General features: G+C 56.6%; 7 protein-coding genes. 5 read left to right on the top strand and 2 right to left on the bottom strand.

Features of this window, described 5'->3' with window-relative positions:
- Nucleotides 1–972: 972 nt before the first annotated feature.
- Both MKY12_RS27420 and MKY12_RS27415 read right to left on the bottom strand, forming a co-directional pair.
- Nucleotides 973–2,253, bottom strand: coding sequence for a glycoside hydrolase family 125 protein (locus tag MKY12_RS27420; protein ID WP_339311647.1), 1,281 nt, complete (start codon nucleotides 2,251–2,253; stop codon nucleotides 973–975).
- Between the two features lie 27 nt (nucleotides 2,254–2,280).
- Nucleotides 2,281–5,037, bottom strand: a complete 2,757-nt coding sequence (locus tag MKY12_RS27415) for an alpha-mannosidase (protein WP_339311646.1) — start codon at nucleotides 5,035–5,037, stop codon at nucleotides 2,281–2,283.
- Nucleotides 5,038–5,395: 358 nt separating this feature from the next.
- Here MKY12_RS27415 and MKY12_RS27410 point away from each other — a divergent pair, with 358 nt between their 5' ends.
- From MKY12_RS27410 to MKY12_RS27390, 5 genes are read left to right on the top strand one after another with little or no spacing between them, the layout of a single operon-like run.
- On the top strand, nucleotides 5,396–6,310 hold the full coding sequence (locus tag MKY12_RS27410; RefSeq protein ID WP_235192024.1) for an ABC transporter permease subunit: 915 nt from the start codon (nucleotides 5,396–5,398) through the stop codon (nucleotides 6,308–6,310).
- 16 nt (nucleotides 6,311–6,326) lie between these two features.
- Complete coding sequence (locus MKY12_RS27405) at nucleotides 6,327–7,238, top strand: carbohydrate ABC transporter permease (protein WP_036694906.1); 912 nt, start codon at nucleotides 6,327–6,329, stop codon at nucleotides 7,236–7,238.
- A gap of 37 nt (nucleotides 7,239–7,275) precedes the next feature.
- Nucleotides 7,276–8,892 carry an extracellular solute-binding protein gene (locus MKY12_RS27400; protein WP_339311645.1) on the top strand — a complete coding sequence of 539 codons (1,617 nt, stop codon included), beginning with the start codon at nucleotides 7,276–7,278 and terminating at the stop codon, nucleotides 8,890–8,892.
- A 29-nt stretch (nucleotides 8,893–8,921) separates the two neighbouring features.
- On the top strand, nucleotides 8,922–11,225 hold the full coding sequence (locus MKY12_RS27395; RefSeq protein ID WP_339311644.1) for a glycoside hydrolase family 3 N-terminal domain-containing protein: 2,304 nt from the start codon (nucleotides 8,922–8,924) through the stop codon (nucleotides 11,223–11,225).
- Between the two features lie 3 nt (nucleotides 11,226–11,228).
- Nucleotides 11,229–14,396, top strand: coding sequence for an alpha-mannosidase (locus MKY12_RS27390; protein ID WP_339311643.1), 3,168 nt, complete (start codon nucleotides 11,229–11,231; stop codon nucleotides 14,394–14,396).
- Nucleotides 14,397–14,547 lie beyond the last annotated feature (151 nt).

Below are 14,547 nucleotides of genomic sequence, written 5' to 3'. Positions count from 1 at the left end.
ACAAATTGATAAAAGTTATATAAAAAGGATATATAACCATCGCACCAATAGCAAGGAGTCCATGCACTGGAGGAAGCATTTCGGCAGGATTCACATTTGGCCATATTCTGGTAAAAACAAATACGAAAATGGCGAAGTATGGCAACCATAGAATTGCCGTGAAATAATTTAATTTAGATTCTTTAAAATGCTTGTTGGTATAAAAAACGAAGAAAGCCGTACCTAAAATAAAAAATATTATATTAAAAATTGAGACCAATCTATTTGTAAAAACGAAATCTAAACCAGTTGTCCTACTCAGTCTATTTACATTCCCCATTAATTGCAATTCAATGAATAATAATAAAGCATACATACAACTGATATTATTCAGCTTTAGCATAATTACTCCCCTCATTCCATTTCCATATATATTCTAGGTGGACAATTTTATGAATGATCTATGGTTGAGGGGCAAGGTAGTTGGCGTTATTGAGACAGTATGAAAAAAAACAAGGACACTGTGGGTTTTAGCCAGGTCCTTGTTTTTTTATTGTACGTGGGCCAAAGATATGCGTAAAACAGAATACAAGGGGTGCTGCTGGGATGAAGGATAGGCCTCATGCTCTCCAGCCAGGGAAATTTTAGAGAAATCCTGCAAAAAGTGCAGCATTACTGCCTAATAGAAGCGGTCTGTGCCGAAATCTTGCACGAAATACAACAAAGTCAACGCTAATTTGCTCTCTGTACTGGAATTTGTGCAAATAATGCAACAATCTACCACGATCAGCAGTAGTTATATAAGAATCCTGCAAAATATGCAACAATGCTCTCCACACAATAGGTCGGTGAGAGAGAAAAAACATACTGGCTGGATATACCATCAGAAAGCGGTGAGATACCAGCATTATTCACCGCAGGGTGATTTTATTCTGCAGATTGTTAGTAGTTAGCTCCTCTATGAGTAGACTGTTCAGTTCACCCCTTGCCCCCTTAAACCAATCCCTTATCCATCGCCTTACCGATCAGCGTAGCGAACAGGCTGTTGGACCAGGCGAACCATTCGCGCGAGAAGTCGGCCGGGTTATCCGGGTGGAAGCCCTCGTGCATGTAGCCGGTATCGGCATCGGTCCGGATCAGCATATCGATCAGCTGCTTGATCTCCTCATCATTATCCGCCGTCAGCGCCTGCATGGACAGCGCCATATGCCAGACATAACCGCCCGGTGTATGCGGACTGCCGATGCCTTTGGCGTGCTTGCCCTCGAAATAGAACGGGTTATCGAAGCTGAGCGCGAACCGGCGGGTGTTCTGATAGATCTCATCCTCTACGCCCACGTAACCAATGTAAGGAATAGAGATCAGCCCTGGGGTTCCGGCATCGTCCATCAGCGAGTAATTGCCGTAGCCGTCCGTCTCATAGGCGTAGATTCTGCCGTATTTCGGATGGGTCACGATGCCATAGGTACGGATGCCGAAGTCGATCTCCTTGCGCAGTTTCGCTGCTCTCGCCGCCAGCCGCTCGTCCTGGTAGACCTCGCTTGCCATCTCGCTGATATACCCCAGAATGACCACAGCGAACATATTCGAGGGAATATTGTAGCCGAATTCGCAGCTGTCATCGCTCGGACGGAAGCCCGACCAGCTCATCCCCGTGTAGTTGACCGGCATCCCGCGTCCGTTATTGTGCAGCGTCTCCGTATCCTGGAGCGTCTGGCGGATGAAATGGTAAGGGGATTTCTCCCCGTGGTGCTGCTCGGTCTCGATCGTGTTCACGATGGAGGTCAGCGCCTGGTAGCAGGCGGCATCGAAGATATCGGTCTGCTCCGCTTCCTTCCAGTACATATAAGCGAGCTGAACGACGAAGCAGAGGGAGTCCAGCTCATATTTGCGTTCCCACATCCACGGGTTCAGGTTGCAGTCGTCCGTGTCCCGGTAATGCTTGTCATTTGCCGTCTCGTTGAAGGCATTGGTGTACGGATCAATATTCACATAGAACATCTGGCGGGCAATCAGGCCGCGGAGAATCCGCTGCAATTCAGGGTCGTTTTTGGCAAAAGGAATATAATGCCGCACCTGCTCCGTCGAATCGCGCAGCCACATGGCCGGAATATCGCCGGTGAACACGAAGGTCGTGCCGTCATCCAGCAGCTTGGTTGTAGTCTCCAGAGTGTTCGGGAAGCAGTTGCGGAACAACTGCTGCAGTTTCGGGTGATGCGCTAGCCGTTCATCGGCCTCATTCAGATAGGCGGTAATGGAAGCTGGCAGATTCATGGTGTAACTCCTCCTGGCATAGTCAATTTAGGGTTGTACGGTTTGCAGGGCATAGGTGACGATTTGAGCTTTACCGACAGAGCGGCGGAGAGTACCTTCATCCAGGACTTCCCGCTGTTTGCGCCGTTCCAGAATATCACTGGCATGGACAGCCTTCACCGGAAAATGCGGCGTCAGCGCGAGCTCCTGCTCCGCGCCCGCCAGATTGTACCAGCGCAGGATGATGTCCTCATGGTCTGCGGACATTTTGAAGGCCGACAGCGCCAGGGTGCGGCCCTGCCACTCCAGCGGCTGATAGACCGCAGGGAGGGAGCCCTCCTGCCAGCCGGTCTGGACCGCGAACCAAGGCACCTGGTACTGATAGGCCCAGGCACAAGCCTCCGTCCATTCCGCATCCCCGGCAAAGGGACGGACCGCGAACTCTACGGTCTGCTCACCAAGGCACTGGGCTTCCGGTGTAGGGAACACGCCCCAGTCACCAAGCTCCGATACGCTGCGCAGCAGGGTGACAGCAATCGTATTGCTGCCGTCCCGCAGCACCTCGTATTCGTTCAGCCCTTGGTTGGCCACCAGCAGTCCGGCGCGGCCGTCTGACACGCTGACATAAGCCTGCTGGTGCTGGGCATTGCTCGGATTGATCCAGTCCGCTGCCGGCTCAATCTCGCGTTCAGCAGCTTCAAAGATAGAATCGGCCCGCAGGGTGGAAGCCGCCAGCCCGGTAGGGACAAGCACACGCAGCCGGTGGTCCTTAGCCTGATTATTGAACGTGGCAGAGATCTGAACGCCGGTCCCGCTGGTCTCCAGGCTGATCCGGGTCACGATCCGCAGTGGTACCTGCTCCGCAGAGCGTCCGGCCTTACGTTGCCGGAACGGCACCATTCTGCGCTTCTCATCTTCGAACGAAGCATCGGCGGAAGCGGGAATCGCCCATTCATGCACGATTTCATACGTGATGCGGTAAGGCTTATGCTCAGCCAGCGAGATCCGGGCGGCAAGGCCCTTGGTCGTCAGTGCAGCATCGCCCTCGGGCTGGCGGAACACGTATTCATTCCCGATATCGCCGCAGTTCTCATAGACGCCGAGTCCGGTGAAGCTGCGGCCCGTCCGCTTGTCAGCCACATCGTAAGAACCGTCCTCGCGGATCTGAACGGCCAGGAATTCATTCTCCATCCCACGTTCCAGCAGCTTAAGCGGACCTTCAGCAGCAGTCCCGGCGGACTCATCCGCCGACTCTACCCAGGCGTAGGTGCTGTAGCCTAGCGGCGGCACCTGTGCAGCCTCGAAGGTCAGCCGGACCATCCGAGCCATATAAGGCTTGCGGAACTGGTCGTCCGGCAGCTCATAGCCGAACCGGGTGCCCAGATCCTCCGCCCGGCAAGCCACAGTCTGCCCTTCAGCGTCGAGCAGCCGTCCGTTCGCAAGCTCAAGCGTAAGCTGATCCAGCGCTTCGGCAATCGCCGCCGGATTCGGCCCTTCCTTGAAATAACGTTTGGCGAAGATCACCTCCACGCTAACTGTTCCGCTGCGCTCCCAGCCGGTAGTATTGAACACCGTCACTGGCCGGGCCGATTCGCCCCAGGCCGCAACCTTCCCGGTTCCGATCTGTGCGGATACCGCCTTCAGACTCTCTTCAATAATAGCTTCGCCAACATGGCGGCTCTTCTCGAAGCGGCTGATCATCTCCCGGTGAACCTCATCCACACTGCAGCCGCAGATGCTGTCATGCGGGTGGTTCTGCATCAGAGTCTTCCAGGCGTAGGTCAGCAGGGCATGGGGGTAGGCCTGCCCGCTGACCAGATAAGCGAGTGCCGCCAGCGGCTCGGCGCCCTTCTCCAGCAGCGTCTGGCCCTGCTGGTTAAGCTGCTTCAGATAGACACGGGCGGAAGCGGTATTCACCAGCGTCCCCCAGCCGTCCGTATGCTGGCTGCGCAGCTCGCCGTGCACGGTAACCAGATCCTCGGGCAGCGAAGGGGCCAGCGCCTTCAAGTATTGCTCGAAGCTGGAATGGACGAAGTCCGTGTCCGGGTAGAGCTTCCGGGCTGTCTCCAGCGCATCCGCGAGATCACGCTGCACCGGCTGATGATCACAGCCGTTCATGAACAGCAGCTCCGGGGTGGAGGCATATTTGCCGGCATCCGCGATTTTTCGGTCCCAGAAGACCTTGGCATCCTCAGCATCTACAGGCACCTCATTGCCGTTGCTGTACCAGTTCGCAAACAGTAGTCCAAGCAGGGCTGAGCCATCCGGGGATTCCCAGTACATCTCCGAGTATGGCGACTCATAGCTGGTGCTGTTCAGCTCGCCGACCATGTTATCGAAGCCTGTCGGCTTCACGCCGCGGCCGAACACCGCAGTCTCGATGTCAGCCTGCTTGAGCAGCTGCGGGGCTTGTCCCATATTGCCGAAGGAATCGGGGAAGTACCCGAGCTTCGAGATCACGCCATATTTCGCGGCGTCCTGATGGCCGATCAGCAGATTGCGCACATTGGCCTCGGAGCTGGTCAGGAATTCATCCTGGAGCACATACCAGGGACCGATGACAATCCGGCCTTCGCGGATGAACCGCTCCAATTGCTCTCTTTTCTCAGGATGCACCTGCAAATAATCTTCAATAATAATGGTCTGTCCGTCCAGGTGGAAATACCGGTAGCGCTCGTCCTGCTCCAGCGTCTCCAGCAGCTCGTTCATCAGCTTCGCCAGCAGCACATGGTGACGCTCATAAGGCATATACCATTCCCGGTCCCAGTGGGTGTGTGAGATCAGGTGGGCAGTTGTACGGGTCATGACAGAAACCTCCTATATCTTCAGTAGGGTGTTGTAGTGTCGGCATTCGTAGCAAATGTTTGCATACCTGCCCGGGGATCACAATATGTAACTTTTGCAGGGGGGAGAAGGGTTCATAATTCACACATTTACGGCAGACAGCCAGCGGCGGCACATACAAGCTATTAAGCCCGTAAGCCCCGTAACAGCGCGGTTTTACACTCCGTTAACATGACAATGCACAACCTACATATTTACGGTGTCAGCTTAGTTTCACTACAATTTGGGATGTAAGCGTTAGCAGGCAAGGCCATTGCAAGAATGCGAAGCGGATACAGATTTATGTGTAATGAAAACTAACATAGAGAGGAGTGGGAGAATGAAGGGGAACAAGTCCCTTGGCAAACGAATCTGGCAGAATTGGGAGCTCTATCTGTTCATGCTTCCCGCGTTACTGTATTTCTTCATCTTTCATTATGGTCCGATGTACGGCATTCAGATTGCCTTCAAAAACTTCGTACCTTCTAAAGGAATTACGGGCAGCGACTGGGTAGGCTTCGACCATTTCGAACGGTTCTTCAATTCTTATTTCTTCTGGGATCTGCTGTGGAACACATTCAGCATCAGCTTCTATGAGCTTGCCATCGGGTTCCCGCTGCCGATCATTCTGGCCCTGGCCTTCAATGAGGTCCGCAACGGCCCGTTCAAGAAGTCGGTCCAGACGGTTACCTATGCGCCGCATTTCATTTCAGTGGTCGTCATGGCGGGGATGATTATTACCTTCCTGTCGCCCTCCAGCGGAATGATTGTCCGGGCGATTGAATTCCTGGGCTTCCAGCCCGCACAGTTCCTGACCGACCCGGCCTGGTTCAAGACGGTATACGTCTTCTCAGGCGTCTGGCAGAGCACCGGGTGGGGGACGATTATCTATCTCGCAGCGCTGTCCGGCGTAGATCCACAGCTGCATGAAGCGGCCATCGTGGATGGAGCGAGCCGGATCAAGCGGGTGCTGCATATCAATCTGCCGACGATTATACCCACGATTACGATCATGCTGATTCTGAACATGGGTAACATTCTGGGCCTGGGCTTCGAGAAAATCCTGCTGCTGCAGAATTCGCTCAACATGGAAGCCTCCGATGTCATATCCACCTATGTCTACCGCGCCGGTCTGGTGAACGCCCAATACAGCTTCTCGACAGCTGTCGGATTGTTCAACTCGGTAGTCAATGTAATACTGCTCGTTACCGTGAACCGGATTGCCAAACGCACCAGTGAGAACAGCCTCTGGTAGAAAGGAGTTGAAGTCTATGGTTACTGCGATGAAAGAATCCAGGGGAGATAAGCTGTTTCTGATCAGCACCTACATCTATCTGTGCCTTGCGCTGGTAGTGGTCCTCTATCCGCTGATCTACATCCTGAGCGCGTCCATCAGTTCGCCGCAGGATGTCAATTCGGGCGCCATGTGGCTGTTCCCGAAGAATGTGACGCTGGACGGCTACAAGCTGGTGTTCGAGAACCCGAAGATCTGGAACGGATATCTCAATACCATCATCTACACAGCGGTGGGCACGTTGCTTAATCTGGCGGTTACACTGCCTGCTGCGTATGCGCTCAGCCGGTCTGATTTTGTCGGACGCCAGCTGTTCATGGGCCTCATTCTGTTCACGATGTTCTTCAGCGGCGGGCTGGTGCCGACGTATCTGCTCGTCAAGAACCTTGGCCTCATTAACAGCATGGGGGCGTTGATCCTGCCGGTGGCCGCATCGGTGTGGAACATCGTGGTCGCCCGCACCTTTTTCCAGTCCACCATTCCAAAAGAACTACAGGAAGCGGCCCACATTGACGGCTGTACGAATCTGAAGCTGTTCATCCGCATCATCCTGCCGCTGTCTGCGCCGATTGTCGCCGTGATGGCCTTGTTCTACGGGGTTGGACACTGGAACAGTTACTTCCCGTCCCTGATCTACTTGAACGATGAAGCCAAATATCCGCTGCAGATGGTGCTGCGCCAGATCCTGGTCCTGCAGGAGATGTCGGCCGAAACTACAGGCGCTGCGATCAACGGCGAGGTAGCTATGGCCATGAATAATAAGGCAGAGACAGCCTCGCTGGTCAAATACGGAGTTATCGTTGTGTCGACACTGCCGATTGTAGCGGTCTACCCGTTCCTGCAGCGTTATTTTGTCCAAGGGGTCATGATTGGCTCTGTGAAAGGCTAAAGGTTAAAATGTAATGAACCTAAGGGAGGAATTATTAATGCAGATCACACGTAAACCATGGAAGATTCTGCTGTCATCGGCTGTGATTGTTGGACTGCTGGCAGGCTGCGGGAGCTCGGGGGCAAATGAAGGTAAAACGGACAAGGGTACCGGAGAGGCTACAGTGAACAAAGAGGGCTTCCCGATTGTGAGTGAGCCGATCACTCTGTCCATGATGGCCCCGGATGTGGGCATCCAGAACTGGGAGAACATGCCGGTGCTCCAGCAGATGAAGGAGAAGACCGGGATTACGATGGAATATAAAAATGCGCCGAAGGACAGCTTCGATACCAAAAAGAATCTGGTGTTCGCCAGCGGCGATTACCCTGATATCTTCTACGCGGCCGGTCTGACGACTGCCGAGCAGATGAATTACGGCGAACAGGGGATTCTGATCCCGCTGGAGGACCTGATCGAAGAGTATGCCCCGAACTTCAAGGCGCTGCTGGAAGAGAACCCGGATGTGCGCAAATCGATTACCGCCCCGGACGGTCATATCTACTCCCTGCCGGTGGTGGAAATGAGCCAGCACTGGTACCGCAACCCGATGTGGTATAACGGCGACTTCCTGAAGGCGCTGAACATCGATAAGCTGCCGGAAACGACCGAGGAGCTGTACACCTACCTGAAGCGCGTGAAGGAGGAAGATCCGAACGGCAACGGAACCGCCGATGAAATTCCGATCTCTTCAGTGACGACAACGGCCGCGAACCTCCGCGATATCCGCACCTGGCTGCTGGGCGCTTTTGGCATCTATGAAGAAGAAATCTATGTAGACGATGCGGACAAGGTCCACTATACACCGCTTGAAGAAGGCTATAAGGAGTACCTGACGTATATGAACCGCCTGTGGTCCGAGGAGCTGCTGGATCATGAGAGCTTCTCACAGACAGCGGAGCAGAAGAAGGCCAAGGCGCAGAATAACCGCGTGGCGCTCTTTTCCGACTGGCACGCTTATATGACGAAGGGTGGAGAGCCGTCCACGTCAGATCCGATGTTCGCCCCGGTGCGCAGTGAATCGGTGTCCGCTCCGGCGATTGCCAAGAACAGAGGAATTACGACAGGCGCATTCGCCATTACGAACAGCAATCCTGCACCGGAAGCCTCACTGCGCTGGGTAGATTACCTCTATTCCTATGAAGGCGCTCTGTTCTTCAACAAAGGGCCGGAGGGTACGCTCTGGGAGTACACTGACAAAGAGAACCGCGTGAAGCAATATCTGCCTGTACCGGACGGCAAGGAAATGGAGGATTTCCGGGCCACCCTGACGCCGAACTACGGTATTCCTGCCCCAACCTTGTCCATGGATGACATTAACAAGGGGCTGAAGACAGACTTCGACCTCTGGGTAGAGCAGGAGACGAAGCAGAAGCTGCTGGATAAAGGCGCGCGGATTCCATTCCCGGCCCTGTTCCTCACGGTGGAAGAGCAGACGGAAATCAGCAGTCTGAATTCGGACCTGAGCACCTATGTGAAGCAGATGGAAGCGAAATTCATTACCGGAGCCGAGCCGCTGACCGGCTGGGATAACTATGTGGCCACTGTCAAGAAGATGGGCGGAGAACGTGTAGCCGAGATTAACCAGGCTGCCTATGACCGCTGGAAAACCAACTAAATCAGGCCCGGCAGAAAGGTGCTGTAAAAATGATCTATAAGGATAAAACACAATCTGTGGCGGATCGGGTACAGGACCTGCTGCAGCGCATGACGATTGGAGAGAAGGCTGGACAATTAGTCCAGCCTTTCGGCTGGCAGTGCTATGAGAAGCACGCGGACGGAACCACAGGCATGACGGAAGCCTTCAAGCGCCAGGTTGCTGCCGGAGGCGTCGGCTCCCTGTATGGGACGCTGCGTGCCGACCCGTGGACCGGGGTCACGCTGGAGACCGGCCTGTCCCCGAAGGAGGGGGCGGAGGCTGTTAATGCAATTCAGGCTTACGCGATGAAGGAGAGCAGGCTCGGGATACCGATTCTGTTCGGGGAAGAATGCTCCCACGGGCATATGGCTATCGGCGCCACTGTATTTCCGGTGCCGCTTGCGCTGGGCAGCATGTGGAACCCGGAGCTGTACCGGGAGATGTGCCGGGTGGTGGCGCTCGAGACCCGCAGCCAAGGCGGAGCGGCGACCTACTCGCCGGTGCTTGATGTGGTGCGTGATCCGCGCTGGGGCCGGACGGAGGAGACCTTCGGCGAAGATCCGTTCCTGATCGCGGCGATGGGTGTAGAAGCCGTGAAGGGCTTGCAGGGGGAACGGCTGGACGCGGAGGATTCCGTGCTGGCCACCTTGAAGCACTTCGCCGCCTACGGCAGCTCGGAAGGCGGGCGGAACTCCGCGCCTGTGCATATGGGACTGCGCGAGCTGCATGAGGTCGATCTGCTGCCGTTCCGTAAGGCGGTAGAGGCCGGGGCGCTGTCCATTATGACAGCGTACAACGAGATTGACGGCGTACCTTGTACGACGAACCGTTATCTTTTGCAGGATGTGCTTCGGGAGCAATGGGGCTTTGACGGGTTCGTGATCACGGACTGCGGAGCGCTGGGCATGCTGACGAATGGTCATAACACCGCAGATAGCGGAGAAACGGCTGTAGCCCAGGCACTGCTGGCCGGCATCGATATGGAGATGTCGGGCGAGATGTTCGAGCAGCATATCGCGTCCGCGATCGAGCATGGACGGCTGCAGGAATCCGATCTGGACCGCGCGGCAGCACGGATTCTGGAGCTGAAGTTCAAGCTCGGGTTATTCGACCGTCCCTATGCCGATCCTGAGCAGGCAGAGCAAATCATCGGCAAGCCGGAGCACCGGGAGCTGGCGCGGCGTATCGCCGGTGAGAGCATCATCATGCTGAAGAATGAGAACGCAGCGCTGCCGCTAAGCAAGGAGATTCGCAAGCTTGCCGTAATCGGTCCCAATGCGGATGCGCCGTACAACCAGCTTGGCGACTACACCTCGCCACAGCCCGCAGGCGCGATTGTTACCGTGCTGGACGGCATCCGGCAGGCGCTGGGCGGCGAAGCGGACAAGGTCCAGTACGCACCCGGCTGCCGGATCAAGGGCGATTCCCGCGAAGGCTTCGCCCCTGCGCTGGCCTGTGCGGCTGAAGCCGATGCGGTGGTGCTGGCGATCGGCGGCTCTAGCGCCAGAGACTTCGGTGAGGGGACGATTGATCTGCTCACCGGCGCTTCTGTCGTGACGGAACATTCCTGGAGCGATATGGAAAGCGGGGAGGGCATCGACCGGTCCACATTGAATCTGATGGGTGTGCAGCTTGAGCTGGCGCAGGAGCTTCACAAGCTGGGCAAGCCGCTGATTGTGGTCTATATCAACGGCCGTCCGATTGCCGAGCCTTGGATTGTAGAGCACGCCGACGCCATTCTGGAGGCGTGGTATCCGGGCCAGGAGGGCGGACATGCAATTGCCGATATCCTGTTCGGCGAGGTGAATCCTTCGGGGCGGCTGACGATCAGCGTTCCGAAGCATGTCGGCCAGCTTCCTGTGTATTACTATAAGCGGCGGACGAGAGGCAAAAGGTATCTGGAGACAGACTTCCACGCCGAATATCCCTTCGGCTATGGTCTTAGCTTCACTGAATTTGGGTACAGCAACCTGAAGGTGGAACCTCCTGTAATCTCTGCGGATGAAGAAGCGCTTGTCTCCGTGGATGTGACTAATAGGGGTGACCGGGCGGGCAGTGAGGTGGTACAGCTCTATATCTCTGACTTGGTCTCCTCCATTACCCGGCCCGAGAAGCAGCTGAAGGGCTTCCGCAAAATCAGCCTTCAGCCGGGAGACACGCAGACGGTAACGTTCCGTGTAGGCCGGGAGGAGCTGGAATATGTATCAGCGGATCTGACGCGGATCGTCGAGCCGGGAGAATTCGCGGTGATGGCAGGCCCTCACTCCGCAGAGTATCTGAGCGCGCCGCTCCAGGTCAGAGAGGAGGGCTAAGTCATGAAGCGAATGGAGCGGTTCACCGGATGGCTGGCCAAGCGGCAGTGGGCTGAGAAAATAGAGCTTGCGGAATGGACGATGCGCAAATCCCGTTACCTCACTCCGGGCTGCTATGAGCATGAGGAGGAACTGCATCAGGAGTACAACATTTCCCGGCTGGATGGCGGGTATGGTACTACGTATTTCCTTCAGCGGGAGATTACGGTTCCGGGGGATTGGGGACCGGAAGAAGCAGCGCTGCTCTATCTGGGACGCGGGGAAGGCCTCCTGAAGCTGGGCGGAGCGCCGTATCATGGCTTGGACAGCAATCACTGGTTCATTCCGCTGCCGTCTTATGCTCCGGGTGAACGGCTGAATCTGGACATCGAGCTGTATGATCCGGTGCCTGAGCCGGAGGACCCGCTGAACCGGCAGGCAGTGATTAAGCCGCCTCTGACGGGCATTGAAATTAAGCTTGTGCGCGTCAATCGCCCGGTATACAGCCTGCTGCATACGGTGCGAATCGTGCACGAAGCAGCCCTCCTGCTGCCGGAGGGTGACATGCGCCGCATCCGCAGCTTTAAGGCGCTGGAGCGGGTGATGGACGCGCTCTATATGAAGGAGGAGCTGCTGCTGGACTCTGAGGCCGTGACTGCGGCGGAACAGCAGCTAAGGTCGGCTGCGGCTGCGGAACGGTCCGCAGGGCTGAACCCCGGGACGATGCATATGGTCGGCCAGTCGCATATTGATGTGGCCTGGCTGTGGCCGGTCCGGGAGACGGTGCGCAAGGTCAGCCGGACCTTCTCCACCGTCTGCACCCTAATGGACAAGTACCCGGACTTCCGGTACTCGCAGAGCCAGCCCCAGCTCTATGCCTTCGCCAAGGAGCATTATCCCGAGCTGTACGGGCGGATCAAGGAGCGGATCGCTGAAGGCCGGTGGGAGCTGGTCGGAGGCATGTGGGTAGAGCCGGATCTGAACATTCCCGGCGGGGAGTCGCTGGTCCGGCAGATGCTGTACGGCCAGGGCTTTTATATGAAGGAATTCGGCAAGCATTCTACGATTGAATGGCTGCCGGATACCTTCGGCTATTGCGCCTCCCTGCCGCAGCTGCTGAAGCAGGCGGGCATCGATTATTTCATGACCACCAAGCTGGGCTGGAATGATACCAATCCCTTCCCGCATACCTTATTCCATTGGGTCGGCATAGACGGAACGAAGATTGTGGCCTATCAGAACCATGGGGTGAACGAGCATACCCACCCGAAGGATGTGCAGGAGCACTGGGAGGCCTACGCCCAGAAGGAAGAGCATGATGAGCTGATGCTGCTCTACGGCCACGGAGACGGAGGCGGCGGAGTCACTCATGAGATGCTGGAATATGTGGCCCGTACTGATCTCGCGCCGGGCCAGCCGGTCAGCGGATTCTCTACGGCCGAAGCCTTCTTCTCGGAGATCGGTGCGTGTCAGCCGGAGCTTCCGGCGTGGCACGGCGACCTCTATCTGGAGCTGCACCGGGGCACCTTCACGACCCATGCCTTCAATAAGCGCAGCAACCGCAAGGCGGAGATATTGTACCGGCAGGCGGAGATTTGGAGTGTGCTGGCGCAGAAGGACGGTGCGCTGGAGCTGGAGCAACCGGATCAGCCGGATGTGCAGCGTCTGCTGCCCGCCGGGGAGCTGGCCGAGGGCTGGAAGCTACTGCTGCTCAACCAGTTCCATGATATCATTCCGGGGACTTCCATCCCGGAGGTGTATACAACCTCGCGTGAGGAATACGCTGAGATCTTCCGTCTGGGCGGGCAGGTGCTGGACACTGCTCTGCACACTCTGGCAGGCCGGGTGAATACTTCGGGCGAAGGCCGTCCTTATGTGGTCTTCAACAGCCTGGGCTGGGAGCGGACGGAGGTCATCCGGCTGGAGGGTGGTCCTGAGCTGGCTGCTATGCAGGCCTTCGATGAAGACGGCCTGCTGCCGAGTGAGTGTTGGAACACGGAGGCTGGAGGAGACAGCTACACGCTGGCTGTGCAGGTCCGTAAGGTCCCGGCCTTCGGCTGCCGGACGGTCTGGCTGCGGGAGGCTGGGGAACCAGCCGGAGTAAGGCTTGAGCGGCAGGTTGATTCAGCCGCGGGAGACGGCTTCCCGGAGCAATGGGAGACGGACCATTATATCCTGAAGTTCAATGAAGACGGCGAGATCAGCCGCTGGTATGACACAAGCGCGGGCCGCGAGCTGCTCCAGCCCGGCCAGACCGGCAACCAGCTTCAGTTCTATCATGACACCCCGCCGCTGTGGGATGCCTGGGATATAGACCCGCGTTATGAGCAGCAGCCTGCGGGCAAGGCGAAGCTGCTGGACCGCTGTGTGGTCAGCAGCGGACTCGTGCAGACCGTGCTGAAGTTCCGCTGGCAGCTCGGTGAATCACAGATTGAGCAGGAGATTGTATTGCCCCGGAACAGCCTGAGAGTGGATTTCCGCACCAGCGTAAGCTGGAGGGAGCAGCATAAGCTGCTGAAGGTCGCTTTTCCGGTGGACATTGTGGCCGCGAAGGCTTCGTATGAGATCCCGTTCGGCGCGCTGGAGCGGCCGACCCACCGCAACACCAGCTGGGAGCAGGCGCAATTCGAGGTCTGCGGACACCGCTGGGCTGATCTGTCCGAGGGCGGCTATGGCGTCAGCCTGCTGAACGACTGCAAATACGGCTATGACATCCATGACGGCGTGCTTCGGCTCTCGCTGCTGCGTTCCCCGCGCTGGCCGGACCGTAATGCCGACCAGGGGGAGCATGAATTCACGTATTCGCTCTATCCGCACAGCGGAGAATGGCGTCAGGCCGATGTGGTACGGGAAGCGGCGGAGCTGAATGAGCCGTTGCTGGCCATTAGCGAAGCTGCACATTCCGGCCGCTATCCAAGCACCCATGCCTGGCTTGCCTTCCAGAGCCAGCACGTCATGCTCGACACGATCAAGCCTGCCGAGGACGGCAGCGGCACGATTGTCCGGCTGTATGAGGCGGCAGGCAGCAGAGAGACAGCCACGCTGGACTGGCAGGACGAGGACGTCCTCGCCTGCAGGGTCAACCTGCTGGAGAGCAAGACCGGCTCTGTGGAGACATCCGGCGGTGTGATTCCGCTGTCCTTCCGGCCTTATGAGGTCCAGACGCTTAAGCTATATAAGAAGCACGAATGAAATTAACTGAAAGCAAAGAAGCGGAGGGGAAATTTGGAACTGAAGGAGCGGTAGCGTCCGCCTGAAAGCTTTCCGTAGGAAAGCTAGCATCGGAAGCATAAGCTGTCACCGGATTTCAACCGCGACCAGCGGCTTGAATCAAGAAATCTGT

Source organism: Paenibacillus sp. FSL M7-0896 (assembly GCF_037975415.1).
Classification (GTDB): Bacteria; Bacillota; Bacilli; order Paenibacillales; family Paenibacillaceae; genus Paenibacillus_AQ; species Paenibacillus_AQ silagei.
Note: the sequence above shows the minus strand (reverse complement) of the source record. Positions and strands in the feature narration are given on the sequence as shown.

What these genes read in the sequence shown, in the direction of transcription:
- MKY12_RS27390 (WP_339311643.1), top strand. Translation starts at nt 11,229, where the DNA reads ATGAAGCGAATGGAGCGGTTCACCGGATGGCTGGCCAAGCGGCAGTGG.
- MKY12_RS27400 (WP_339311645.1), top strand. Translation starts at nt 7,276, where the DNA reads ATGCAGATCACACGTAAACCATGGAAGATTCTGCTGTCATCGGCTGTG.
- MKY12_RS27410 (WP_235192024.1), top strand. Translation starts at nt 5,396, where the DNA reads ATGAAGGGGAACAAGTCCCTTGGCAAACGAATCTGGCAGAATTGGGAG.
- MKY12_RS27420 (WP_339311647.1), bottom strand. Translation starts at nt 2,253, where the DNA reads ATGAATCTGCCAGCTTCCATTACCGCCTATCTGAATGAGGCCGATGAA.
- MKY12_RS27405 (WP_036694906.1), top strand. Translation starts at nt 6,327, where the DNA reads ATGGTTACTGCGATGAAAGAATCCAGGGGAGATAAGCTGTTTCTGATC.
- MKY12_RS27395 (WP_339311644.1), top strand. Translation starts at nt 8,922, where the DNA reads ATGATCTATAAGGATAAAACACAATCTGTGGCGGATCGGGTACAGGAC.
- MKY12_RS27415 (WP_339311646.1), bottom strand. Translation starts at nt 5,037, where the DNA reads ATGACCCGTACAACTGCCCACCTGATCTCACACACCCACTGGGACCGG.